Source organism: Stenotrophomonas sp. LMG 10879, assembly GCF_002750935.1.
In the GTDB taxonomy this organism is placed as follows: Bacteria; Pseudomonadota; Gammaproteobacteria; order Xanthomonadales; family Xanthomonadaceae; genus Stenotrophomonas; species Stenotrophomonas lactitubi_B.
Window position 1 is genome coordinate 73,183 of sequence record NZ_PEJT01000004.1, and the last position, 23,619, is coordinate 96,801.

Here is a 23,619-nt window from a genome sequence, read left to right on the forward strand (position 1 = left end):
CATGACACACACCCTGCACCGCGCTGCTGCAACTGCCGTGCTCGGCCTGCTGCTGGCTGCGCTGCCTGCACTGGCTGCCGATCCCGCGCCCGCGCAGTGGAAGCGCGGCATCGAGCAGCAGCGCCAGGCTGACCTTGGCAACGGCACCTTCCTGAATCCGGTGCTGGCTGGTGACAGGCCCGATCCGTCGGTGCTGAAGGACGGCGAGGACTACTACCTCACCCTGTCTTCGTTCGACGCCTACCCCGGCCTGCCGATCTGGCACTCGCGCGACCTGGTCAACTGGCAGCCGCTCGGTCATGCGATCACGCAGAACGTGGGCGCGATCTGGGCGCCGGACATCGTCAAGCACCAGGGCCGCTACTTCATCTACTTCCCGGCGCGCACCGGTGAGCGCCGCAGCAACTTCGTGGTCTGGGCCGATGACATCAAGGGCCCGTGGAGTGCACCGATCGACATCGGCCTGGGCGGCTACATCGACCCCGGCCATGCGGTGGGTGAAGACGGCAAGCGTTACCTGTTCCTCAGCGGCGGCGACTATGTGCAGCTGGCCGATGATGGCCTGAGCGTGGTGGGTACGCCGAAGCACGTGTATGACGGCTGGCGCTACCCGGAAAGCTGGGACGTGGAGGCCTACGCCCAGGAAGGCCCGAAGATCCATTTCCGCGATGGCTGGTACTACATGACCACTGCGGTGGGCGGCACCGCCGGCCCACCGACCGGGCACATGGTGATCACCGCGCGCTCGCGCTCGATCCACGGCCCGTGGGTGAATGCACCGAACAACCCGATCATGCGCACGCAGTCGGCCGCCGAACCGTGGTGGTCGCGGGGTCATGCCACGGTGATCGAAGGCACCGATGGACGCTGGTGGATGATGTACCACGGCTACGAGAACGGCTTCTGGACGCTGGGCCGGCAGGCCCTGCTGGAACCTATCGAGTGGACCGCCGATGGCTGGTTCGTGGCCAAGGGCGGGGACCTCGGGCAGCCGCTGCGCAAGCCATCGGGCAGCGCGCTGACGCCGCACGGGATGGCCCTGTCCGATGATTTCAACGGCCGCACGCTCGGCCCGCAGTGGGCGTTCTTCAACCCGGCGGTGGATGAATACCGGCGCCTGCGCTTCAGCGGCGACGGCCTGGTGCTGCAGGGCAAGGGCAGCACGCCGCGCGATGCCTCGCCGCTGACCACCATCGCCGGCGACCCGGCCTATCAGTTCGAGGTGCAGATGGAGATCGCTCCCGGCGCGGTCGGTGGTGCCCTGCTGTTCTACAGCGACCGCCTGTACGTGGGCGTGGGCAGCAATGGCGAGCAGTTCGTCATGCACCGCTACGGCGAGGAGCGCCCCACCCGGCTGGCGGCCAGTGCCAAGGGCGGCCGGCTCTGGCTGCGGGTGACCAACAACCGCCACATCGTCACCATCCACTCCAGCGCCGATGGCCAGACCTGGCAGAAGTATCCGGTTCAGATGGAAGTGTCCGGTTACCATCACAATGTGGCCGGCAAGTTCCTGGCACTGAAACCGGCGCTGTATGCGGCCGGCAACGGTGCGGTAACCTTCCGCAGCTTCCGCTATCGCGCGCTGGACTGAGCGCGCGCTGGAATCCCCAGGCTTATCGGGTTCACTACATGTCAGTGCGCAACAAGAACGATGCCGCTACGCCGGCATTGGCAAAGGGCAAGGCAGCCACGATCAATGACATCGCGCGACTGTCGGGTGTATCCAAGAAAACGGTTTCAAGGATCATCAACAACTCGCCGCTGGTGCGCAAGGACACGCGCGACAAGGTGGAAGCGTTGATGCGCGAGGTCGGTTACACCCCCGACCCGCTGGCCCGTGGCCTGGCCTTCCGCCGCTCGTTCCTGATCGGCATGGTCTACGACAACCCCACCGCGCAGTACATCGTGGACATGCAGTACGGCGCGCTGGATGCGCTGCGCGGCTCCAGCTTCGAGCTGGTGGTGCACCCCTGCGACAGCCGCAGCCCGGGTTACATCGACGGCGTGCGCCGCTTCGCCCAGCAGCAGAAGCTGCATGGGGTGATCCTGGTGCCGCGTGCGTCCGAAGACCAGGCGCTGGCGGACATGCTGGACGAGATCGGCTGCCGCTTCACCCGCGTGGCGGCGCTGCCGCTGGATGAAACCTCGCAGATGGTGGTCACCCACGACCGCGATGGTGCCGCCGAAGCGGCTGATTACCTGCTTTCGCTGGGCCACCGCGATATCGCCCTGGTAACCGGCCCGAGTGCCTACCGCTCGGCGCACGAACGCACCGCCGGCTTCATCGAGGCGCTGTCGCAGCGTGGCATCGAGCTGCCGAAGGACCGCATCATCGAGGCCGGCTACACCTTCGAATCCGGTGTGGCCGCCGCCGAGAAACTGCTGCTGGGCAAGCGCCGGCCGACCGCGATCTTCACCGGCAACGATGAAATGGCCGCCGGTATCTACAAGGTCGCGCTGCGCGCCGGCATCAACATTCCGCGCCAGCTGTCCATCGTCGGCTACGACGACAGCCCGCTGGCCTCGCGCCTGTGGCCGTCGCTGACCTCGGTGCGCCGGCATACCCGCGACACCGGCCGCACCGCCGCGGCGATGCTGATCCAGCCCGAAGGGCAGCCTGCGCTGCAGATCGCCAGCGTGCGTCCGCACCTGATCGTGCGCGATTCCTGCCAACCGCCGGAGGACTGATTCCAAAGGAATCAGTCCTGTAGGTCGCCAGCTTGCTTGCGACGCGTCCAGAAGGCCTCAATCCGGTAGGTCACGACCGTTGGTCGTGACACTCCACCCGCCCCACCCCGCCGATGCCGTCTGACCGCTATCGTGCGGCGCAAAATGACACCGGTTTCCTGTCTGGCTAGAATCGACCGTGAACCGTGCCGGGGCCGAACCATCGGCCCGCCCCCTGCTCTGGAGAAGCCATGTACTGCAAGACCCATTACGCCACCCATCCCGATGCCATCAAGGGCGCCAGCAACGATCAGCTGCGCGAGCTGTACCTGCTCGATGGCCTGTTCAACGCCGATGCGGTGACCCTGAAGTACACCCATTACGAACGCTTCGTGCTGGGTGGCGCCGCGCCGGTCAACGGCCCGCTGGCCCTGCCTGCGCAGACCGAACCGGCCTCGGCCGCCGGCCATCCGTTCCTGGAGCGCCGAGAGCTGGGCATCATCAACGTCGGCAGCGGCACCGGTACGGTCACCGTCGATGGCACCGTGTACACGCTGGGGCCGAAGGATGGCCTGTACGTGGCGATGGGCAGCAAGGACGTCGTCTTCGCTTCGCAGGATGCCGCCAACCCGGCGCAGTTCTACCTGGCCTCGACCCCGGCCCATGCGCGCTTTGAAACCAAGCAGCTGTCGATCAAGGACGCGGTTGCACTCGATCGCGGCGCGCTGGAAACCAGCAACGAACGCACCATCTACCAGTACATCGTGCCGGCCACCTGCCAGTCCTCGCAGCTGCTGCTGGGCCTGACCGTGCTCAAGCCGGGCAGCGTGTGGAACACCATGCCGCCGCACCTGCACGACCGCCGCAGCGAGGTCTACTTCTACTTCGACCTGGGCGACAGCGACCGCGTCTACCACTTCATGGGCGAGCCGGACGCACAGCGCCACATCGTCATCCAGAACAACGAAGCGGTGGTGTCGCCGCCGTGGTCGATCCACATGGGTGCCGGCACCAGCAACTACGCCTTCATCTGGGCGATGGGTGGCGAGAACCTGGACTACACCGACATGCACGTGCTGGACATCTGCCAGCTCAAGTAAGCACTGACAGGCCGCCGCGCACGTTGTGCGGTGGCCGCTTGCCTGCATCACGCACGCCTCTACCAAGGAACGCATACGCAATGACCAATCCCTTCAGCCTGGAAGGAAAAGTCGCTCTGGTAACCGGTGGCAACACCGGCCTGGGCCAGGGCATCGCGGTGGCACTGGCTGCCGCTGGCGCCGATGTCGCGGTGGCCGGCATCGCCCCGCCCACCGAAACCATCGAGAAGATCACGGCGCTGGGCCGCCGCTGCCTGGCCATCGAAGCCAACCTGATCAGCATCGAACCGGTCGAGCGCGTGGTGCGCGAAACCATCGAGGGCCTCGGCAGGCTGGACATCCTGGTCAACAACGCCGGCCTGATCCGTCGCGCCGATGCGGTGGACTTCAGCGAGCAGGACTGGGACGACGTGATGAACGTCAACATCAAGTCGGCCTTCTTCATCTCGCAGGCTGCCGGCCGCCATTTCATCGCCCAGGGCAGCGGCAAGATCATCAACATCGCCTCGATGCTGTCGTTCCAGGGCGGCGTCCGCGTGCCGTCGTACACCGCCAGCAAGAGCGGCATCGCCGGCATCACCCGCTTGCTGGCCAACGAATGGGCCGGCAAGGGCGTGAACATCAACGCCATCGCGCCGGGCTACATGGCTACCGACAACACCGCCGCGCTGCGCGCCGATGCAGACCGCAACAAGGCGATCCTCGAGCGCATTCCGGCCGGCCGCTGGGGCAACCCGGAAGATCTGGCGGGAGCGGCGGTGTTCCTGGCTTCGTCGGCGTCGGATTACATCAACGGCGCAGTGCTGCCGGTCGATGGTGGCTGGCTGGCGCGCTGAAGTACACCGGTCTGTAGAGCCGAGCCAATGCTCGGCTGTCGCGCTCTGATCAAAAAACAGCCGAGCGTGGCTCGGCTCTACAGGGGGCTGGCGATGCGAAGGCTGTTGTTGCTGCTGTTGCTGTCGAGCACCGCCGCGCATGCGGCGCCGGTGCGGCTGTTCATTGCCGGCGATTCCACCGCTGCCGAATACGGCCCCGAACGCGCGCCACAGGCCGGCTGGGGGCAGATGCTGCAGAGCTATCTGGACCCGGCGCGTTTCGAAGTGCACAACCACGCCAAGGGCGGGCGCAGCACGCGCAGCTTCATCGACGAAGGGCGCCTGGATGCGATTGCCGCCGAACTACGTCGTGGCGATGTGCTGCTGATCCAGTTCGGCCACAACGACGCGAAGTTTGAAGATCCCACGCGCTACACCGACCCGGACAGCGACTATCCACAACTGCTGATGCGTTACGTGCAGGTGGCGCGTGACAAGGGCGCCACACCGGTGCTGGTCACGCCGGTGGCGCGGCTGCTGTACGACTTCGGTTCGCTGCTGGATACGCATGCGCGTTACACGCTGGCCATGCAGCAGCTGGCCGCACGCGAACACGTCGCGCTGATCGACCTCAACGACCGCAGCATGCGCTGGATCCGCGCACTGGGCGAGCAGGGCGCGCGTCCGTACTTCCTGTTCGTGCCGGAACAGCACAAGGCCGATGGCACGCACTTCAGCGCGGCCGGTGCCACTGCAGTGGCGTGCCTGGTGCTGCGCGAAGCGGTGCAGGTGTTGCCGACGCTGAAGCCCGCACTGGTGCGTGATATCGACTGCGATGTGACGGGTGCAGGGCAGGGTGACGATCCTGCGCGACCCTCGCAGGTGGTGCATGAGGACACGCTGGCGCGCGCGCAACCGGGCCCGCACGGCGGCGCCGGGCCGACCACGGCGTATCCGTTCTTCGCCGATGCGCAGGGCCTGCCGTTCGTGCTGCGCAAGCGTGTGCTGCACAAGGGCGCGGGCATCGGCCTGCACCCGCAGCACAAGGATGAGATCTACTACATCGTCAGCGGGCAGGGCAGCTATGTGCTGGATGGGAAGCAGTACGACGTGCGTGCTGGGCATGCGCTGCTGACGCGCAAGGGCAGCAGCCATGCGCTGCAGCAGGTAGGTGATGAGGATCTGGTGGTGCTGCTGGCGTATCCGCGGTAGCTGAAAAGCAGCCGAGCGTGGGCTCGGCTCTACACGGGTCTGCGCTTATCTGTAGAGCCGAGCCCATGCTCGGCTTGGCTCTACACGGGTCTGCGCTTATCTGTAGAGCCGAGCCCATGCTCGGCTTGGCTCTACAACGGCTCCGCGCCGAAATGCTTCAGGCCCAATCGCGCAAGATCTTCCGGGCGGGCGTAGTAGTCGTCCTCGAACGCCTCCAGCGCCTGCTGCTCGTCTTCGCTCATCGCGCCGTACAGGTCGGTCAGTTCCTCGATCGCCGGGTCGTCTTCCAGACGATCCAGCAGCCCGCGCATGCCCGCCAGGATCGCGTGGGTCTGTGTTGCGCCCATCGCCTGCAATGCGCGCAGCGCCAGCTGGCAGGTGGGGTCGCCCCAGTTGCACAGGAACTGCATGAAGCCGCCGTTGTTGATGTCTGCTTCCATCCGCCACAGCGCGACCAGCTGCTGGTCTTCGTCAGACAGCGCATCCAACTTCCAGGCATGCGATTGCAGGCGGGCGAGGGCGGCTTCATAGCGGTCATCCCACACCTGGTTTGGAACGTCGACCACGCCGCGTTCCTGCGCCGGCAGCAGCGCCGGCCAGTTCACGCCCAGCCCGTCGGCAGTGAGCACCCACTGCGCTCGCTGCGTGGCGTCAGCTTCATGCAGCGCAGGCGCCCAGCGCAACGGCTGCCGGGTGCGGCGGCCGTCGGCCAGGATCAGCAGGATGAAGTCGTCGTCGAAATCGACGTCGGTAACCCGCAGGTCGGTAAACACATCGGTCATGGCCTGCAGGGTACCGGGACGGGCGATCCATCCCCAAAAGCTTCAAAAGCCCTGGGTGAATTTGAAGGTTACTTGCCTAAACTTCAAAAGCATGGGAGCCTTTTGAAGGATAGAGTGACTTCCGCGGAGATTTCCGATGCGCCGGGCAGACATTGCAGGGCCCTTGCAGACCTACCTCGTTCCCGTGGAAGGGCGGCCCAATCTGCTGGCGATGGTCCCTCCACCGACGCCTCGCCGGCTGCCGGAAGGGCATGCGGGCTCGCGGCAGCGCCTCATCGCTGCAAATGCCTCACTGGATCGTCTGGATCAGGCGATGAGGCAATGGCCTGCCCCCGACATGGTGACCCGGACGCTCGCGCGGCGCGAAGCCGTTCAGAGCTCCCAGATCGAGGGTACCCAGACCAACCTGGACGAACTGCTGGTGTTTGAAGCCACACTCGGCCTGGATGGTTTGCCTGCCGATGTCGTGGTGACCGAGCGCTACGTACAGGCATTGCAACTGGGCCTTGACGCCGTGCGTGCCCGCGGACGTGAGGCGCTCGATCTCACGCTGGTGAACCAGCTCCATGCAGTGCTGATGCAGGACGCTGCGGACGACTTTCCAAAGGGATGCTACCGCCAGGAGCAGGCCATCATCGGCCCGCTGGGTGGACGACCGGAGGATGCCCGTTTCGTTCCTTCGCCGCCCGATCGCATTGACGAGGGGATGCGTGAACTCGAGCGCGCCATGCTGAAGTACGAGCCCGTTGAGGACGAGCCGTTTGAACTCAACATCATTGCGCAACTGGCAATAGCCCACGCCCAGTTTGAAACCATCCATCCTTACAAGGATGGCAACGGACGCACGGGAAGGCTGCTGTTGCCGTTGATCCTGGCCGCCGAACACCACCCACCGCTTTACCTGTCAGGCGCCTTGCTGCGCAACAGGAGCGCCTACTACGACGCTCTCAACCAAGTGCAGCTTCGCGGTGAATGGGGCCCGTGGATGGATATGCTGTGCCAGGCCGTAGTGGAGTCTTCCCATGACGCGATCTCCATCGCCGATGACATGTCCCGGCTGATGGCAGCGTGGGAGATTCAACTTCGAGGATATCGACGCGACTCGGTGGCACGCAGGCTTCCGCCACTGCTGATCGGCCACCCGGTGGTGACCGCAGCCAAAGTGGCTGCGTTATTGGACGTTTCCGATAGATCTGCCCTGACGGGCATCTACGCGCTTGAGTCTGAAGGAGTCCTTGTCCCCGGCAACGATCGTCGCTGGGGACGGACCTATCACGCGCACGCGGTGCTGCAGCGGCTCAATCAACTGCCAGCGACGATTCCTGACCGCCTGCGTTGAACCGGTGGACCCTCACACATCCCCACCATCAGCCCAGCCCTCACCCGTACCGGCCTGGAACACGCGGTCCTCAGCCTGCACATCGCCGGCCGGCAGGTGCGCCTGGTCGGCCAACGCGGCATAGATCGGGGTGAAGTCCGGTGACGTCGCCTGCATCAGCTGTTCGAAGCTGTCGATGACGAAGTAGGTCTTCTGGAACGTGTCGATGCGGTAGCGCGTGCGCATGATCCGCTGCAGGTCGAAACCGATGCGGTTCGGTGCGGCCGACTCCAGCGAGTACAGCGATTCGCCCTTCGACGAGACGATGCCGGCACCGTAGATGCGCATGCCTTCGGGCGTATCGATCAGGCCGAACTCCACCGTGTACCAGTACAGGCGGGTCAGGTTCTGCAGCGCCTCCGGGCCGATCGCGTGCGCTTTGACGCCACCACGGCCGTAGGCCTCCATGTAGTTGGCGAACACCGGGTTCATCAGCAGCGGCACGTGGCCGAACAGGTCGTGGAACAGATCCGGTTCGGCGATGTAGTCGATCTGGTCGGGACGGCGGATCCACCAGGTGACCGGGAAACGGCGGTTGGCGAGGTGATCGAAGAAATCCAGTTCCGGCAGCAGGCCTTCCACGCCCACCAGGGTCCAGCCGGTGGCCGCACCGAGCACTTCGTTGAGCTGGTCGAAGCGCGGAATCATGTGCGCGCTCATGCCCATCTCGTCCTGTGCATCCAGGAATTCCTGGCAGGCGCGGCCGACCAGCAGCTCGCGCTGGCGCTGGTACAGCGTGCTCCAGGTAGCGTGGTCGTCGGCGGTATAGGTGTCCCACGGCTGCTCGACGAGCGCGGTGGTGTACACCGGCACGTAGCCCTTGTCGGTCTGCTGGTGTTCGACGCGGCGGGGCTGGGCGAGGTCCATGGAAGACTCCTTGACGGGATACCGTTGATGCTAGGGCAGGGGGCGCGCAACAGGGTTGCAAAAGTTGCGCGGATCAGCCGCCTTGGCGCAATATCATTGCGTACTCACCATGTTGCGGGGCAACAATGGCCGGAGAAGTCCAGTTCGATCGCACGGATATACGTCTGCTGGCCGAAATCCAGCGTGATGGTCGCGCCACCAACGCCGAGCTGGCGACACGGGTGAACCTGTCGCCGTCGGCCTGCCTGCGTCGCCTGCAGCGGCTGGAAAGCGAAGGGGTGATCGTCGGCTATGGCGCGCGCCTGGAGCCGCGCCGGCTCGGCCTGGGGCTGCAGGCCTTCGTGCGCGTGCAGCTGGAAAAGCATGACCAGGCCGCGATCGGGCACTTCGTCGACAGCGTGCAGGCCTGGGATGAAGTGGTGGCCTGCCACGCCCTGACCGGCGACATGGACTACCTGCTGCATGTCTATGTGCGCGACCTGGAACATTTTTCACGCTTCCTGCTCGACAGGCTGCTCAACGCCGGCGGCGTGGCCGACGCCAATTCCAGCTTCGTGCTGCGCACGGTCAAGGGTTTCCAGGCATTGCCGTTGTCGCAGCTTGAATGAGCGGGCGCCGTGATGTTTGACGGCGCGCGCGCACTGGTCGAGCATCGTGCCCCGCGGCGGCCGTCAACACGCAGGCAGCGCAGTGATTCCTTCTGGCTCCGGCATGTCTGATACCCCATCCTCGACGTCTTCCCTGGTGTTCCTTCCGCTGCGCGAGCAAAGCCTGCTGCGGCACCTGACCGACGGCACGCAGCCGGACACGCCGCTGGAGCAGGCCGGCCTGCTGGTGGCCATGCTGTGCCGCCGGCAGAAGCAACCGGCCGCCCAGCTGCAGCGGTTGCTGCACGATGCCTGTGCGTTGTTCGCCGCGGATGATGGCCCTGCTGCGCAGGCGCAGCTGGCGGCCAGCGCTGGACAGGATGCGCGGGCGCTGGAAGCGTGGCTGGGTGTGCTGGCTGCGCAGGACGTGCTGCTGGCACCGGACGAAGTGATGGAGACAGTGCTGGCAGCGTCGCCGCACGCGTATCCCGGCGCGGACTTCCAGGCGGCCTGCAGGATCACCCTGGAAGAGCACACCATCCATTTCCCGGCGACATCACTGGCCGAAGGCGATGACGAAGACGCCGGCGATGACGGACAGACAACGCACGCGACCCAGCACAACGGCCTGTTCACCTCCGAACAGGCACGCGTGCTGCGCGCGATCGCCGCCAATCCCGATGAACTGATCGACCTGCAGGCCTACGCCGGCACCGGCAAGGGCCATCTGGTGCTGGCGCTGCTGCAGGCGCGCCCGGGCCGCTACACCTACGTGGCGCCCACGCGTGGCCAGGTCGAGGCATTCCGCGCGCGGCTGCCGGCCGACGCTGGCACCCGCCTGCTGACCCAGATCGAGTTCGCCAACACGATCGCCCGCCATGCCGCCGCCAACGGCCTGACCGGCGGCTTCGTACCCACCTACCGGCAGAGCACGCTGACCTTGCGCGAGGCGGCCGCACGGCTCGGCCTGCCGGCCATCGGCGCGCGCCGGCCGGACCAGGTCTTGATGATCGCCCTGGACGCCATCAACCGCTGGTGCGCGTCGTCAGCGCCGAACCTGCAGGCCTGGCACTTCCAGCGCTCGCTGGGCGCAGCGCAGCTGGAAGCCACGCCGTTCATCGCGGCGGCGGAGTTCGTCTGGCGCTGCATGTTCGATGCAGTGGTGCAGAAGGGCGGCTGCCTGCGGTTGGATGCGGGCCATATCGGCAAATGGCTGGCGCTGCGTGGCGTGCCGCTGCCGGTGTCGCTGGGCATGGTGCTGGTCGATGAGGCGCACGATCTCAGCCCGGCGTGGAAACAGCTGCTGGCCACCCACGCGCCCGGCGTGGTCAGCCTTGGCGATCCGCATCAGCGGTTGAGCGGACGCGTACAGCGCTGGTCATCGGCGAAAACGCTGGAGATGCACCAGTCGGTGCGCCAGGGGCGCCAGGTCGATGCGCTGGTCAACCAGTCGCTGGCACTGGACGATCTCGGCGAGCCGGCACCGTTCATGGGGGCCAGCGACCGCGCCACCGGCCTGCGCCGTTATGACGACTGGTCGGTGGTGCCCAGCACTGGCGCCCGACTGTACGGCAGCCTGTGGCGGATGCTGCTGGAAGCCAACGCGCTGGTTGCGCGTGGTGCGCGCGTGCATCTGCATCCGGCGTCGCGGCAGGCGCTGTTGAAAGAGGTGGACGGTCCGATCGATGCATGGCGCAGCGCCGCCGCTGGCGGCCCCGGACAACGCTGGGAAAGCTTCGTGCAGGTCTGCGCCAAGCGTGGACAGGCGGACATTCCCGCGCTGTTTGCCGGTGGCTTCGATGCTGCGGCGCTGCAGCGTCTGCTCGGGCAGCTGGTCGATGCGGGCGAGGCCAGCATCGTGCTGTGCCTGGCCCAGCATGCCAAGAACCTGCAGTTCGCCACGGTGTCCATGGCGCCGTGCTGCTTCGACAGCGGCCATGATGCGCGCGCGCTGCACAGCCCGGTGCGCGCAGCCTACGTCGCGATCACCCGTGCGCAGCAGCAGCTGTGGCTGCCGGGGGACGCGATGGAGCAGTTGCAGCTGAGCGCACAGCGGCATGACCGGGCGGTCGACGAGCGGCGCCGTCAGCGACGCCTGGCCAGTGGCTATCCACCGCCGCGGCGCTGACCGCCTGGGTCGTTCAGGCAGTGCGCTTCAGCACTTTTCCTTGCGGCCCATCAGCTTGCCCAGGCGCGAAGGCTCGTCGCACTTCGGCGCAGCCACCGGTGCCGGTGCCAATGCGGCGGCGCGGGCCTTCTGCATCTGCTGGATCTTGGCGCGGATCTGCGGCATCGCCGCCATCGCGGCCTTCTCGCCTTCCAGGATGGCGGTGCCGCGCTGGCTGAAGTCGGCCGCGCCGATGTCCAGCACCTTCGGCCGGATCACGATGTCCGCGCGTGCCAGTTCCTGCTCGCCCAGGCGCTGGCCCATGATCGAGATCGACTGGTTGACGATGCCGAGCATGCCGGTCGGCGCCTTGCCGCTGGCCTTGCTGGAGATGTCCACGGCGATCACGAACTCGGCGCCGAGCTGGCGCGCGGCGTCCACCGGCACAGGGCTGACCACGCCGCCGTCGATGTAGTTGCGGCCACCGATCTTCACCGGTTCGAACACGCCGGGGATGCTGCTCGACGCGCGCACCGCCTGACCGACATTGCCGCGCACGAAGATCGAGCGCTCGCCGGTTTCCAGCTGGGTGGCGACGGCAGCGAACGGCTTCTTCAGGCGCTCGGCCGGGCGGTTGGCCACCTGTTCGTTGACGTAGTCCTGCAGCTTCTGGCCCTGCACCAGGCCACCGGAGAACAGGCGTACGTCGCGGATGCTGGCTTCATCCAGCGCCACCGCCTTGCTCTGCATCTGGAAGGCGTCCATGCCGCTGGCATACAGCGCGCCGACCACGCTGCCGGCACTGGTGCCGGACACCACCACCGGTTCGAAGCCGTTGGCCTCGAGCATCTTGATCACGCCGATATGCGCAAAGCCCTTGGCCGCGCCGCCGCCGAGGGCGATGCCGATCTTCACCGGCTTGGCCTGCGGCACCAGGGTGGGCTGCGCGGGCGGGGTGGGGCGGACCTCTTCGCCACCGCAGCCGGCCAGCAGGCCGAGCAGGGCGACGGACAGCAGCACACGGGGGCGGAACAGGCTCATCGGCAGTGCGCTCGCGGCGCCGGATTCAGGAAAGGGCGCCAGCATACCGAAGGCGTGGCAGGGCGGGCAGGGTGGGGCGGCTCCCCATTCATGAAATGCGGGCGGTAGATGCCGACCTTGGCCGGCGCTTGCACAATCCAGTGCCGGCCAAGGTCGGCACCTACCGATATCCTGCGGTCAGAACCGGCGCGCCGTCCGGCCGTCGGCCCACTCAGCCCAGCAGCGAACTCTCGCCGCGGCTCTTGCCGCCGCCCTGCGGCGCCGCCATCCACATGCGGCCGGCCAGGCGCGAGAACGGCAGCGACTGCAGCCAGACCTTGCCCGGCCCGGTCAGGGTGGCCAGGAACACGCCCTCGCCACCGAACAGCACGCTTCGGATGCCTTTGACCCGGCGCACGTCCATGTCCACGGTCGGGTGGTAGGCGACGATGCAGCCGGTATCGACATCCAGGCGTTCGCCGGCGGCCAGCTCACGCTCGACCACGCAGCCGCCGGCATGGATGAACACCCAGCCGTCGCCCTCCAGCTTCTGCATGATGAAGCCCTCGCCACCGAACAGGCCGGTCATGATCTTGCGCTGGAACTGCACGCCGATCTGCACGCCGCGCGCGCCGGCCAGGAAGCTGTCCTTCTGGCAGATCAGGCGCCCGCCGTGCTGGTCCAGCTTCATCGCCAGCACGGTACCGGGATAGGGCGCAGCGAAGGCGACCTTGCCGCGGCCCTGGCCGGTCTGCGTGTAGACAGTGGCAAACAGGCTCTCACCGGTCAGCACGCGCTTGCCGGCGGCCATCACCTTGTCCATGAAACCGCTGCCTTGGCCACCGCGTGCACCGCCGCCGAAGACGGTATCCATCTGCACCGAAGCGTCCTTGAACATCAACGCGCCGGCCTCGGCCACCGCACCCTCGCCGGGGTCCAGTTCGATTTCCACGAACTGCATTTCATGGCCGACGATGCGGAAGTCGATGCGGTCGGCACGGCTGCCGGTGGACGCAGTTGCGGTTGCGGGCGTGGCTGGGGGCATCGGCGGCGGCGCTGCCGTGGCGGCGCCGGCCTGCTGCAGGGCGACGATTTCGGACACCGGTGTCCACCCTGTCATGCCCTGGCACCAGGCCAGCGCGCGCGGATTGGCCTGGGCGAAGCGGCGCGCGGCCTCCTCGTCGAACGGACCGACACGGTCGGCCTGGCCGGGAGCATGGAAGTACCACTGGGTCATCGCAGCAGGTCCGTTGCGGGGGAAAACGCCGAGTCTAGCGGCAGCTTCCGGCGGCGCGCGAGGCGGCCATGAACGATCGGCATTTGCGAGGGAGGTGCTGTATTGCAACAATTATCTGGTAGCGCCGTTTTACCACCCCTCCAAACACAGCCTACCGCCATGTCTCCGACCCGTACTTCCCGTGGCCGCTCTCCGGTCGCGCGCCCGCTCGTTGTCGCTCTTTCCGCCCTGCTGCCGCTGGCAGCAGCCGCTCAGGAAACCCCCGCCGCCAAGGATCCGGTCGCCCTCGATGCGCTGCAGGTGACTGCACAGCGTCGCGTCGAGAACGCCAAGGACGTACCGGTTGCGATCAGCGCGATCCAGGGCGAAAAGCTCGACGTGCTCGGTTCGGCGGGCGATGACATCCGCTTCCTTGCTGCGCGCGTGCCGAGCCTCAACATCGAGTCCTCCTACGGCCGTGCCTTCCCGCGTTTCTACATCCGCGGCCTGGGCAACACCGATTTCGATCTCAATGCTTCGCAGCCGGTCTCGCTGGTGTACGACGATGTGGTGCAGGAAAGCCCGCTGCTGAAGGGCTTCCCGCTGTTCGACCTGGCCGGTGTGGAAGTGCTGCGCGGTCCGCAGGGCACCCTGTTCGGGCGCAACACCCCGGCCGGCGTGGTCAAGTTCGATTCGGCGCGTCCGTCGCAGGATGCCGATGGCTACGTGCGCGTGGGCTATGGCACCTACAACAGCTGGAACGTGCAGGGCGCCTACGGCGGCCCGCTGACCGACCGCTGGTCCGCACGCGTGTCGGCCATCTACCAGCGTCGCGACGACTGGGTCGACAACACCCGTGCCGGTGCGCCCAACAGCGGCTTCGAAGGCTATGACGAAGCCGCCGGCCGCGTGCAGTTCCTGTACGAAGGCGAGGATTTCGAAGCGCTGTTCAACCTGCACAAGCGCAAGCTCAACGGCACCGCCCGCCTGTTCCGCGCCAACATCATCGAGAAGGGCGGCAACGCGCTGGTCGAGAACTTCGACCGCGACAAGGTCGCCAATGACGGCGTCAACTTCTCCGACCTGGAAACCTGGGGCGGCAGCGCGCGCCTGCAGTGGAACCTCGGTTCGGTGACCCTGCATTCGATCACCGGCTATGAGACCGCCGAATCGCTCAACCGTGGCGACATCGACGGTGGCTACGGCGCAGCGTTCCTCGGCGCGGGCAACTCCGGCCCGGGCCTGATTCCGTTCTCGTCCGAGTCGGCCGACGGCCTGCCGCACCACCGCCAGTGGACCCAGGAATTCCGCGTGGAATCCAACGAATGGGGCCGCTTCGACTGGCAGGCCGGCGTCTTCTACTTCGATGAAGACGTCACCATCAACAACTTCAACTACGACTCGCTGACCCCGGGCAATCCGCAGACCGGCCACGTGGTGCAGCAGCAGCGCAACAAGGCGTGGGCGGTGTTCGCGTCGGGCGACTTCGATGTCACCGACCGCTTCAAGCTGCGTGCCGGCGTGCGCTACACGCAGGACAAGAAGGACTTCAGCGCCAGCGTGCTGCAGGCCGTGCCGTTCGGTACCCCGGTCAGTGGCCCGTACCTGGCCAACACCGACGTCAACGACGTCAGCTGGGATGTCAGCGGCGTGTACAAGCTGACCGACAACGTCAATGCCTATGCGCGCGTGGCCAAGGGCTTCCGTGCACCGTCGATCCAGGGTCGCCTGGCGTTCGCGCCGGGCCTGTCGCAGGCCGATTCGGAGAAGGTGATCTCGTACGAAGCCGGCATCAAGGCCGACCTGTTCGAGCGTCGCGCACGCCTGGGCTTCAGCGTGTTCCGCTACGACGTGGACGGCCAGCAGCTGATCGCCGTGGGTGGCACCAACAACACCGCCACCCTGCTCAACGCCGACAAGACCATCGGCCAGGGCGTCGAGCTGGACCTGGAAGCCTACCTGGCCGACAACGTTCTGCTGACCTTCGGCAGCAGCTACAACGACACCGAGATCAAGGACAAGAACCTGGCGGTGGCGGTCTGTGGCGGCGGCTGCACCATCACCGACCCGACCACCATCATCAATGGCGGCACCTACGCCCTGGTCAACGGCAATCCGCTGCCGCAGGCGCCGAAGTGGATCCACAACGCGACCCTGCGCGTGGGCTTCCCGCTCAGCGATGGCAGCGAGCTGTATGCCTACACCGACTGGGCCTACCGCAGTGCGGTCAACTTCTTCATCTACGAGTCGCCGGAGTTCCGTGGCCGCAGCTCGCTGGAAGGTGGCCTGCGCCTGGGCTACAACTGGGATTACGGCCAGTACGACGTGGCCGTGTTCGGCCGCAACCTGACCAACCAGACCCGCGTGGTCGGCGCGATCGACTTCAACAACCTGACCGGCTTCCTCAACGAGCCGCGTACCTGGGGCGTGGAGTTCACCGCGAAGTTCTGATGCGGTTGCAGCAGTGATGCAATGAAGAAGGGCCGGCGCAATGCCGGCCCTTCTGTTTTCTGCTTCCTGTAGAGCCGAGCCTGCGCTCGGCTGCTCTGAGCCGAGCATGGCTTGGCTCTACAGAGGCATGGCTTACAGCGCGCTCTGCGGGCGCACCTTCAGCACCGCGTTCTCGGTGGCGCAGTCACGGCTGGAATGCAGGCCGGCCTTGCGCGCGGCAGCGATTTCCTTGCGCGCAGCCAGCAGGTCCTTGTTGAACGCGGCGTTGTCATGCAGACGGGCGACGGCAGCCGCGCCCATGAAGCGGCCTTCGAGGATGTCGCTCTGCCAGTGCACGTTGCACACCAGGCGGCTCTCGCCGTAGTTGCGACCGCGTGCCTGGATGGCATCGGCGCGGTCCGGTGCGATCTCCGACAGGATCAATGCCCATGCCCAGCCGATCGAGGTGTGGCCGGACGGATAGGAACCGTTGCTGCGCAGCCCCTCCTCATCCTTCGGCGAGCAGGTCGGCTCGCCGTTGACCATGAACGGACGGGGGCGCTTGTAGGTGTTCTTGGCGGCCTTGGTGGCAGCGCTGGCGTCGATGCGGCTGCGCTCCAGCAGACGGTACAGGGCCGGGGTCTTCACTGCGTCGACATCAATGTCGGCGGCGCAGGAGAAGTGGTTGGCGCCTTCCGGGAAACCCAGCTCCGCATCGACGCCGGCCTGGGTGAAGCGCGGGCTGCCGCGCAGCGCACGGGCTTCACGGCTGACCTGTTCGTCCAGCGCGAAGGCGGCCGAGCCGGCCGCCGGTGGTGCTGGTACCAGGTCGATGCTGGCCGGCACCGCGGTCTTGTCCAGGTAGCCCACGGCCTTGGTGGTGATGTTGGCTTCGACGGCGGTCGGCTTGCTGGCGGTGGCGGCACAGCCGGCCAGCGACAGCGCGATGGCCAGGCCGAGCAGTGGACGGGCAGGGGAGAGGATCGACGACATGGGCAGACTCGGGAAGGAAACTCGCCGGCCATGATCGCAGCCTCGATCACCGGCCGCAGTGGCCATCGGTCATACGGCCAGACCCGGCATGGTCCGCCGCTGGGTGGTGAAAACCGTCATCAAGTGTCGGCAATCTCCTGAATCCGGGCGCAGCGCACGGACTTTCACGTGCTGCCGCCATGAGCATCAGGTCACAGCCGGGCCGGGGGGATCCGCTGAAAGGGAGAGAAGCGATGCGCAGCACCGCAACAGGAAGTACCGTCCTGGCCCTGGTTCTGGGGTTGGCGACCGCCCCGGCGCAGGCCGCCGATGTCTACGGCGTGGCCTTCGTGCATGGCACCGGCGCGCAGACCAATGCCACGCAGGACTACTGGCAGCCGGCGATCATCGACACCGTCCGCCAGGGCATGCCGAACAGCAGCAACTACGTGGTCATCAACTGCGACTTCACCCAGTACATGTGGAAGCCGGAAGCGGCCGGCTGCCTGGCCAACCAGCTCACCGGCTTCATCGACAGCCGTGGCATCACCCAGCTGGTGGTGATCACCCACTCCAACGGCGGCAACGTGATGCGCTGGATCCTGTCCAACCCCACCTACGACAGCCGCTACCCGAAGATCATCAACCGGGTGCGCAAGGTCACTGCGCTGGCGCCCTCGTCGGCAGGTACGCCGCTGGCCGACGCGGTGCTCAACGGCAACACCTTCGAAACCTCGCTGGGCTGGCTGCTGGGCTACAAGAACGATGCCGTGCGCATGCAGCAGGTGGGACACATGGCCACCTACAACGCGCAGAACCTGTATGGCACCGCCGGCCGCCCGGCCCTGCCCAAGCCGTTCCGCGCAGTGGTTGGCAGCGATGTCGAATCGGCGGTGTGGGACAGCAACAGCTACTGCGGTGGCTACGCCGCCAATGTCGGCCTGGAGTTCACCCAGAACTGGCTGTCATCGTGCTCGGACGGCTTCCTGGAATGCAGCAGCCAGAAGGCGGCCGGCACCCTGTGGTTCACCGACAAGGCGCGCACCCAGGGCGCCGAGCCGCTCAGCCACAACCAGAGCCGCCGCGAGTGCTTCGGCCTCGGCAGCATCCTGCGCAACGACCTGACCCAGTGAGGGAGATGACCATGACGATCCATTCCACCCTGCTGGCTACCGCCGTGCTGGCGGTCCTTTCCACCGCATCGGCGCAGGCCGCGCAGCCGCTGCGCGTCGCCGCCGGCGACCAGATTCCCGCCGGCCTGGTTGCCGCGCCGCTGCCGGCCGATGAAAGCGAGCACGCGCCGCTGGCCTTCGCCTGGGCGCTGGACCCGGCGCAGCCACTGCAGGCCCCCGGCCCCCAGGCCGCGATCAGCCGCAGCTACTGGCAGCAGGTCGACGGTGCCGAGCTGCAGCGCGGCCTGGAACTGCCGCTGAGCGCGCCCGATGCGGTGATCCAGCTCAGCCCGGCGCCGGGCGCCCGCGCGCTGCCGGCCAGCGCGCTGCAGGTGCGTGATCCGGCGGGGCGCAGCAGCGTTGCGCGCAGTGTCGATGCACGCCAGCTGCAGGATGCGGGCATGCCGGTCAGCGATGGCAGCAGCATGCTGCGCACCGGTAGCACCAGCGCAGCTGGCGCTTACCGGCTGCAGAGCGCGCAGGCGCAGGGCCGCTACGTGGTGCAGGTGCTGGAGCCCAACAGCCCGCTGCGGTTGGAAGTGCAGGCCAGCCAGGCGCAGGTGCTGGCCGGTGGCAACGTGCAGCTGCAGGCGCGTCTGCTGGAAGACGGGGCCAGCGCGGCGACGCTGCGTGCACGACGCGGCAGCCTCGGCGGTGAAGCGCTGCTGGTCGCACCCGATGGCCGCAGCTGGCCGCAGCGGCTGCTGCGCACCACCGATGGCAGCCTGCGCGCACAGGTAAGGATTCCGGCCGAGGCCAGCAACACCCAGGGCCTGTGGGAGCTGCAGGTGTTTGCCCAGGCCGACGGCGTGCTGCGCGATGGCAAGGTTGCCTTCGCGGTGGCCAGGCCGACCGCCCGCTTCGTCGGCCAGGCCATGCCCGATGCGGCCAGCCGCCAGGTCAGCCTGCCGCTGCAGGTGGCCGCCGCCGGCCGCTACGAGGCGCGCGGCACGCTGTATGCCACCGCGGCCAACGGCCAGTTGCAGCCGGTGGCGCAGGCCCATGCTGCAGCGTGGTTCGATGGCCCGGGCCGTGGCGCGCTGGTGCTGCCGTTCGACCAGGCCGCGTTGCCTGCCGGCTTCGGTGCGCCGTATGAACTGCGCGACCTGCAGCTGCAGGACCAGAGCCGGATGGCACCGATCGAGTCGCGCGCGCTGGCGTTGCGGTTCTGAGCAAGGGTGCAGCGGGCCGGAACATCCGGCCCGCTGCACCGTCTTCTGTAGAGCCGAGCCTATGCTCGGCTGCCGTTCCCGCGGCCAAGAGCAGCCGAGCATAGGCTCGGCTCTACAGTGGCATGTCGATCACCCCGCGTACGCGGTCAGCCGTCCTTCCTGTTCCACCACCGTGATCGCGCCGCCGAACACGGCCGACAGCGGTTCGTCGCGCAGCAGCTCGGCGCGCGCGCCATCGGCCACCACGCGGCCGTCGCGCAGCAGCACCACACGCTCGATCTCGGGAATCACTTCCTCGATGTGATGGGTGACCAGCACCAGGGTGATGCCCTGCTGGGCCAGCACGCGCATGGTGGCGATCAACTGCTGGCGGGCCACCAGGTCCAGCCCGGTGGAGGGTTCATCCAGCAGCAGCGCCTGCGGCCGGTTGACCAGCGCACGGGCGATCAGCACGCGGCGGGTCTCGCCGGCCGACAATTCGGCGTAGGCACGCTCACGCAGGCCCGACGCACCGGTCATCGCCAGGGTCTCGCCGACCCGCCCGCGCATGTCGGCGGTGACCTCGCGGAAGGCCGGCACCATGTAGCTGGCGAAGAACCCCGACAGCACCGCCTGCTCCACCGTCAGCCCCGGCATGTCGGCCAGGTTGCTGCTGAGGTCGCCAGTGACGATGCCCAGCTGCGAACGCAGGCGGTCGACCTGCCAGCGGTTCTGCCCCAGCACCTTCACCGCCACCGTGCCGTCGGCCTGCGCCAGCGGGTACAGCTCGCGGGTGATCAGCTTGATGAAGGTGGACTTGCCACAGCCATTGGGGCCGAGCAGGGCGGTGTGCTGGCCCTGCGCGATGCGCAGGCTCAGCCCGTGCAGGACCTTCACCTGGCCGCGCATCACGCTGGCGCGGTCCAGTTCGATCAAGGGCGGCAGGTCCCCGGCGGATGGGGCAGGGTCTACGGCGCGGATGCGCGGATCAAGGCTCGACAACACGGGTCCCCAACTGTGAACGAAGCCACGGAATGGCGCTGCCAATCCAGCGGTGCAAGGTGCAGTTTGCAACGCAAGCGCCCATGATGTCTTCCATACCTGTGTCGCTCTGGAGAGCCGCCATGCCTGATGCCCTGATGTCCCTGCTGACTGGTGGCGTGCTTGGCCTGGGCTGGTGGCAGCTGGCCCTGGTGCTGCTGGTCTTCACCCAGCTCACGATCTTCTCGGTCACCCTCTACCTGCACCGCAGCCAGGCGCATCGGGGCGTGGACTTCCACCCGGTGGTCGCGCACTTCTTCCGCTTCTGGACCTGGCTGACCACCTCGATGATCACCAAGGAATGGGTGGCGATCCATCGCAAGCACCACGCCAAGGTGGAAACCGAGGACGACCCGCACAGCCCGGTCACCCGGGGCATCGGCCAGGTGTTCTGGCGCGGCGTGGAGCTCTACCGCGAAGCACGCGGCATGCGCGAGGACATCGAACAGTACGGGCGCGGCACGCCGGACGACGCCATCGAGCGCCGCCTGTACACCCCCTATGCCACCTTCGGCCCGGTGCTGCTGTTTGCGATCAACACGGTGCTGTTCGGCCTGCCGGGCATCGCCCTGTGGGCGATCCAGATGGCGTGGATTCCGTTCTGGGCCGCCGGCGTGGTCAATGGCCTGGGCCACTGGTGGGGCTATCGCAACTACGAGTCGGCCGACACCTCCACCAACCTGACGCCGTGGGCGTTCTGGATTGGCGGCGAGGAACTGCACAACAACCACCATGCGTTCCCCAGCTCGGCGCGCTTTGCGATGCGGCGCTGGGAGTTCGACATCGGCTGGAGCGCGATCCGCCTGCTGCAAGCCCTGCGCCTGGCCAAGGTATTGCGGGTGGCGCCGGCGATGGACGTGCGCCCCAACATCGCCGTGCCCGACGCCGACACCCTGAAAGCCCTGTTGTCGCATCGCTTCCAGGCGATGACCGACTACCAGCGCAACGTGTTCATGCCGGCATTGCGCGAGGAAGCACGGTACGCCGGTGCCAAGCTGCGCCGGTTGCTGCCGCGCCGGCTGCGCCGTGGCCTGGTCAACGACGGCCGCTGGTTGAAGCCGGACAGCCGCGCGCAGCTCAGCGAATGGGTCGCCCAGCGCCCGCGCATCCGTACCCTGGTGGAATACCGCGCGCGCCTGGCAACGCTGCTGGAAGCACGTGGCCACGATGCCGCCGAGCGCCTGCGTCAACTGCAGGCCTGGTGCCGCGAGGCCGAGGAAAGCGGCATTGCCGCGCTGCAGGCCTATGCCGCGCGACTGAAGGGTTACACCCTGGTGGGCGGATGAGGGCTGCGCTGACGGTGTTGCTGCTGGTCGCAGTGTGGGCGCCTGCCGTGCAGGCCCAGGTCAGCGACACCACCAGCTACCTGCAGCGCATGGACAGCGACGGCGACGGCAAGGTCAGTGAAGCCGAGTACCTGCAGTGGATGCTGTACGCCTTCGATCGCATGGATCGCAACGGCGATGGCGTGCTGAGTGGCGACGAGCTGCCCGGCGGCAAGGGCAGGGCCATCACCCGCGAACAGCAGCGGCAGACGATCGTGCAGCGCTTCCACAAGCAGGACGCCAACGGCGATGGGTTCCTGGATGCGCGCGAACTGGCTGCACCACCACGCTGAGCGGGCATAGAATCGTGCCATGCCCGAACTGCCCGAAGTAGAAACCACCCGCCGCGGCCTGGCGCCGCACCTGCAGGGCCGCCGCGTGCATGGGGTGATCCTGCGCCGCGCCGACCTGCGCTGGCCGATCCCGCCGGAAGTGGCCGAGCTGCTGCCCGGCCAGCGCATCGAAGACGTGCGCCGCCGCGCCAAGTACCTGCTGCTGGACACCGCCATCGGCAGCGCCGTGCTGCACCTGGGCATGTCCGGCAGCCTGCGCGTGCTGCCCGGCGACACCCCGCTGCGCGCCCACGACCATGTGGACATCAGCCTGGACAACGGCCGCCTACTGCGTTTCAACGACCCGCGCCGTTTCGGCAGCCTGCTCTGGCAGCCGGCCGGCGAGATCCATCCGTTGCTGCAGGGGCTGGGCCCGGAACCGCTGGATGAAGCCTTCGACGGCGACTACCTGTTCGCCCGCAGCCGGGGCCGCAGCGCGCCGGTGAAGACCTTCCTGATGGACCAGGCGGTGGTGGTCGGCGTGGGCAACATCTACGCGGCCGAAAGCCTGTTCAAGGCCGGCATCAGCCCGCTGCGCGAGGCCGGCAAGGTCACCCGCGAGCGCTACCGGCGGCTGGCCACGGCAGTGAAGGAAACGCTGGGCTACGCCATCACCCGTGGCGGCACCACCCTGCGCGATTTCATCAGCCCCGACGGCGCCCCCGGCTACTTCGAGCAGGAGCTGCTGGTGTATGGCCGCGATGGCCTGCCGTGCCCCAGCTGCGGCCGCCCGCTCAAGCACGCGATGATCGGCCAGCGCGCAAGCGTGTGGTGCAGCCGCTGCCAGCGCTGAACGTCTTCATGCGCTGCACACGCGCAGCGCTATAGTCCAGCCGACATCCGCTGCGGGGGAGCGTTGGCGATGGACGAGGGCCCGGATATCACTGTCTGGCTGGATGCTGCGCGCGGCGGCGACCGTGCCGCGCTCGACCGCGTGCTGACCACCCTGTACCAGGAGCTGCACAGCATGGCCCGGCGGCAGTTGGCCGGGCAGCAGGGGCGCACCCTGGATGCGACCTCGCTGGTCCACGAGTCTTACCTGAAGCTGTTGGGCAGCCGCGGTGCGGCGCGTTTCGAGGACCGTTCGCACTTCTTCGCCTACGCCGCATCGTCAATGCGCAGCGTGGTCGTCGATTACGCGCGCAACCGCTTGGCGCGCAAGCGCGGTGGCGACCTCAAGCGGGTGGCCGAGATTCCCGAGAACAGCAGCAGCGGCATACGCCTGGACGAGGATCTGCTGGCCCTGGACGTGGCGTTGGAACGCCTGCAGGCCGTCGATGCGCACCTGGCCAAGGTGGTGGAACTGCGCTATTTCGCCGGGCTGTCGGAGCTGGAGATCGCCGAGCTTAGCCAGCGCTCGGAACGCAGCATCCGCCGTGACTGGCAGAAAGCACGGCTGTTCCTGCTGGCCGCGATGCGCAGCGACTGAGTCGCCGCCACCCACA

21 protein-coding genes are annotated in these 23,619 nt (G+C 67.3%); 15 read left to right on the forward strand and 6 right to left on the reverse strand.

Annotated features, from left to right (window positions below; all coding sequences use genetic code 11):
* Position 1 precedes the first annotated feature (1 nt).
* The 5 genes from CR919_RS07290 (at position 2) to CR919_RS07310 (ending at position 5,794) form a co-directional block, all read left to right on the forward strand.
* Complete coding sequence (locus CR919_RS07290; protein ID WP_099819447.1) at positions 2-1,591, forward strand: family 43 glycosylhydrolase; 1,590 nt, start codon at positions 2-4, stop codon at positions 1,589-1,591.
* 38 nt (positions 1,592-1,629) lie between these two features.
* The gene (locus CR919_RS07295) at positions 1,630-2,688 is read left to right on the forward strand and encodes a LacI family DNA-binding transcriptional regulator (protein WP_025875485.1); all 1,059 of its coding nucleotides are present in this window, start codon (positions 1,630-1,632) and stop codon (positions 2,686-2,688) included.
* A 230-nt stretch (positions 2,689-2,918) separates the two neighbouring features.
* Positions 2,919-3,767, forward strand: a complete 849-nt coding sequence (gene kduI / locus CR919_RS07300; RefSeq protein WP_089241851.1) for a 5-dehydro-4-deoxy-D-glucuronate isomerase — start codon at positions 2,919-2,921, stop codon at positions 3,765-3,767.
* Positions 3,768-3,847: 80 nt separating this feature from the next.
* A complete protein-coding gene (kduD, locus tag CR919_RS07305; RefSeq protein WP_099819448.1) occupies positions 3,848-4,603 on the forward strand; it encodes a 2-dehydro-3-deoxy-D-gluconate 5-dehydrogenase KduD in 756 nt (251 codons plus the stop codon).
* A gap of 93 nt (positions 4,604-4,696) precedes the next feature.
* Complete coding sequence (locus CR919_RS07310; RefSeq protein ID WP_099819449.1) at positions 4,697-5,794, forward strand: GDSL-type esterase/lipase family protein; 1,098 nt, start codon at positions 4,697-4,699, stop codon at positions 5,792-5,794.
* Between the two features lie 131 nt (positions 5,795-5,925).
* Here the strand turns inward: CR919_RS07310 and CR919_RS07315 are convergent, their stop codons facing one another.
* Entirely contained in the window at positions 5,926-6,576 is a 651-nt protein-coding gene (locus CR919_RS07315; protein WP_099819450.1) for a DUF4375 domain-containing protein, read from the reverse strand.
* A 163-nt stretch (positions 6,577-6,739) separates the two neighbouring features.
* Between CR919_RS07315 and CR919_RS07320 the strand changes: the two genes are divergently transcribed.
* Complete coding sequence (locus CR919_RS07320) at positions 6,740-7,915, forward strand: Fic/DOC family N-terminal domain-containing protein (RefSeq protein ID WP_165787248.1); 1,176 nt, start codon at positions 6,740-6,742, stop codon at positions 7,913-7,915.
* 12 nt (positions 7,916-7,927) lie between these two features.
* On the opposite strand, the gene phhA is transcribed toward CR919_RS07320, so the two are convergent.
* Entirely contained in the window at positions 7,928-8,821 is an 894-nt protein-coding gene (phhA, locus tag CR919_RS07325; RefSeq protein WP_059063088.1) for a phenylalanine 4-monooxygenase, read from the reverse strand.
* Positions 8,822-8,946: 125 nt separating this feature from the next.
* On the opposite strand from phhA, the gene CR919_RS07330 reads away from it, so the two are divergent.
* Together CR919_RS07330 and CR919_RS07335 are read left to right on the forward strand one after the other, a co-directional pair.
* On the forward strand, positions 8,947-9,429 hold the full coding sequence (locus tag CR919_RS07330) for an Lrp/AsnC family transcriptional regulator (RefSeq protein WP_025875473.1): 483 nt from the start codon (positions 8,947-8,949) through the stop codon (positions 9,427-9,429).
* A 103-nt stretch (positions 9,430-9,532) separates the two neighbouring features.
* Positions 9,533-11,536 carry a hypothetical protein gene (locus CR919_RS07335; protein WP_099819452.1) on the forward strand — a complete coding sequence of 668 codons (2,004 nt, stop codon included), beginning with the start codon at positions 9,533-9,535 and terminating at the stop codon, positions 11,534-11,536.
* Positions 11,537-11,563: 27 nt separating this feature from the next.
* Here CR919_RS07335 and CR919_RS07340 read toward each other — a convergent pair whose 3' ends face one another.
* Complete coding sequence (locus CR919_RS07340; RefSeq protein ID WP_099819676.1) at positions 11,564-12,556, reverse strand: patatin-like phospholipase family protein; 993 nt, start codon at positions 12,554-12,556, stop codon at positions 11,564-11,566.
* Positions 12,557-12,767: 211 nt separating this feature from the next.
* Complete coding sequence (locus tag CR919_RS07345; protein WP_099819453.1) at positions 12,768-13,772, reverse strand: TIGR00266 family protein; 1,005 nt, start codon at positions 13,770-13,772, stop codon at positions 12,768-12,770.
* A gap of 159 nt (positions 13,773-13,931) precedes the next feature.
* On the opposite strand from CR919_RS07345, the gene CR919_RS07350 reads away from it, so the two are divergent.
* The gene (locus CR919_RS07350) at positions 13,932-16,202 is read left to right on the forward strand and encodes a TonB-dependent receptor (RefSeq protein WP_099819454.1); all 2,271 of its coding nucleotides are present in this window, start codon (positions 13,932-13,934) and stop codon (positions 16,200-16,202) included.
* 132 nt (positions 16,203-16,334) lie between these two features.
* Here CR919_RS07350 and CR919_RS07355 read toward each other — a convergent pair whose 3' ends face one another.
* Positions 16,335-17,174, reverse strand: a complete 840-nt coding sequence (locus CR919_RS07355; protein ID WP_099819455.1) for a phosphatase PAP2 family protein — start codon at positions 17,172-17,174, stop codon at positions 16,335-16,337.
* 233 nt (positions 17,175-17,407) lie between these two features.
* Between CR919_RS07355 and CR919_RS07360 the strand changes: the two genes are divergently transcribed.
* Positions 17,408-18,286 carry a hypothetical protein gene (locus CR919_RS07360; RefSeq protein ID WP_099819456.1) on the forward strand — a complete coding sequence of 293 codons (879 nt, stop codon included), beginning with the start codon at positions 17,408-17,410 and terminating at the stop codon, positions 18,284-18,286.
* Positions 18,287-18,297: 11 nt separating this feature from the next.
* A complete protein-coding gene (locus CR919_RS07365; protein ID WP_099819677.1) occupies positions 18,298-19,497 on the forward strand; it encodes a DUF4785 domain-containing protein in 1,200 nt (399 codons plus the stop codon).
* 129 nt (positions 19,498-19,626) lie between these two features.
* Here CR919_RS07365 and CR919_RS07370 read toward each other — a convergent pair whose 3' ends face one another.
* Positions 19,627-20,385, reverse strand: coding sequence for an ATP-binding cassette domain-containing protein (locus CR919_RS07370; protein ID WP_243379997.1), 759 nt, complete (start codon positions 20,383-20,385; stop codon positions 19,627-19,629).
* A 215-nt stretch (positions 20,386-20,600) separates the two neighbouring features.
* On the opposite strand from CR919_RS07370, the gene CR919_RS07375 reads away from it, so the two are divergent.
* The 4 genes from CR919_RS07375 (at position 20,601) to CR919_RS07390 (ending at position 23,603) form a co-directional block, all read left to right on the forward strand.
* Positions 20,601-21,803 carry a fatty acid desaturase gene (locus CR919_RS07375; RefSeq protein ID WP_099819458.1) on the forward strand — a complete coding sequence of 401 codons (1,203 nt, stop codon included), beginning with the start codon at positions 20,601-20,603 and terminating at the stop codon, positions 21,801-21,803.
* Positions 21,800-22,135 carry an EF-hand domain-containing protein gene (locus CR919_RS07380; protein WP_099819459.1) on the forward strand — a complete coding sequence of 112 codons (336 nt, stop codon included), beginning with the start codon at positions 21,800-21,802 and terminating at the stop codon, positions 22,133-22,135. The genes CR919_RS07375 and CR919_RS07380 overlap by 4 nt, the downstream gene beginning before the upstream one ends.
* A 19-nt stretch (positions 22,136-22,154) precedes the next feature.
* Positions 22,155-22,967 (forward strand): bifunctional DNA-formamidopyrimidine glycosylase/DNA-(apurinic or apyrimidinic site) lyase, encoded by an 813-nt coding sequence (mutM, locus tag CR919_RS07385; protein WP_099819460.1) that lies wholly within the window; start codon positions 22,155-22,157, stop codon positions 22,965-22,967.
* A gap of 69 nt (positions 22,968-23,036) precedes the next feature.
* A complete protein-coding gene (locus CR919_RS07390) occupies positions 23,037-23,603 on the forward strand; it encodes an ECF-type sigma factor (protein WP_099819461.1) in 567 nt (188 codons plus the stop codon).
* The last annotated feature ends 16 nt before the right edge of the window (positions 23,604-23,619 follow it).

Bases quoted from the DNA above. Each gene is read 5' to 3' on its own strand.
- CR919_RS07340 (WP_099819676.1), bottom strand. From the start codon at position 12,556: ATGAGCCTGTTCCGCCCCCGTGTGCTGCTGTCCGTCGCCCTGCTCGGC.
- CR919_RS07350 (WP_099819454.1), top strand. From the start codon at position 13,932: ATGTCTCCGACCCGTACTTCCCGTGGCCGCTCTCCGGTCGCGCGCCCG.
- CR919_RS07310 (WP_099819449.1), top strand. From the start codon at position 4,697: ATGCGAAGGCTGTTGTTGCTGCTGTTGCTGTCGAGCACCGCCGCGCAT.
- CR919_RS07390 (WP_099819461.1), top strand. From the start codon at position 23,037: ATGGACGAGGGCCCGGATATCACTGTCTGGCTGGATGCTGCGCGCGGC.
- CR919_RS07330 (WP_025875473.1), top strand. From the start codon at position 8,947: ATGGCCGGAGAAGTCCAGTTCGATCGCACGGATATACGTCTGCTGGCC.
- CR919_RS07360 (WP_099819456.1), top strand. From the start codon at position 17,408: ATGCGCAGCACCGCAACAGGAAGTACCGTCCTGGCCCTGGTTCTGGGG.
- CR919_RS07335 (WP_099819452.1), top strand. From the start codon at position 9,533: ATGTCTGATACCCCATCCTCGACGTCTTCCCTGGTGTTCCTTCCGCTG.
- CR919_RS07295 (WP_025875485.1), top strand. From the start codon at position 1,630: ATGTCAGTGCGCAACAAGAACGATGCCGCTACGCCGGCATTGGCAAAG.
- CR919_RS07375 (WP_099819458.1), top strand. From the start codon at position 20,601: ATGCCTGATGCCCTGATGTCCCTGCTGACTGGTGGCGTGCTTGGCCTG.
- CR919_RS07355 (WP_099819455.1), bottom strand. From the start codon at position 17,174: ATGTCGTCGATCCTCTCCCCTGCCCGTCCACTGCTCGGCCTGGCCATC.
- kduD (WP_099819448.1), top strand. From the start codon at position 3,848: ATGACCAATCCCTTCAGCCTGGAAGGAAAAGTCGCTCTGGTAACCGGT.
- CR919_RS07345 (WP_099819453.1), bottom strand. From the start codon at position 13,772: ATGACCCAGTGGTACTTCCATGCTCCCGGCCAGGCCGACCGTGTCGGT.
- CR919_RS07365 (WP_099819677.1), top strand. From the start codon at position 18,298: ATGACGATCCATTCCACCCTGCTGGCTACCGCCGTGCTGGCGGTCCTT.
- CR919_RS07290 (WP_099819447.1), top strand. From the start codon at position 2: ATGACACACACCCTGCACCGCGCTGCTGCAACTGCCGTGCTCGGCCTG.
- phhA (WP_059063088.1), bottom strand. From the start codon at position 8,821: ATGGACCTCGCCCAGCCCCGCCGCGTCGAACACCAGCAGACCGACAAG.
- kduI (WP_089241851.1), top strand. From the start codon at position 2,919: ATGTACTGCAAGACCCATTACGCCACCCATCCCGATGCCATCAAGGGC.
- CR919_RS07315 (WP_099819450.1), bottom strand. From the start codon at position 6,576: ATGACCGATGTGTTTACCGACCTGCGGGTTACCGACGTCGATTTCGAC.
- CR919_RS07370 (WP_243379997.1), bottom strand. From the start codon at position 20,385: ATGCGCGGCCAGGTGAAGGTCCTGCACGGGCTGAGCCTGCGCATCGCG.
- mutM (WP_099819460.1), top strand. From the start codon at position 22,155: ATGCCCGAACTGCCCGAAGTAGAAACCACCCGCCGCGGCCTGGCGCCG.
- CR919_RS07380 (WP_099819459.1), top strand. From the start codon at position 21,800: ATGAGGGCTGCGCTGACGGTGTTGCTGCTGGTCGCAGTGTGGGCGCCT.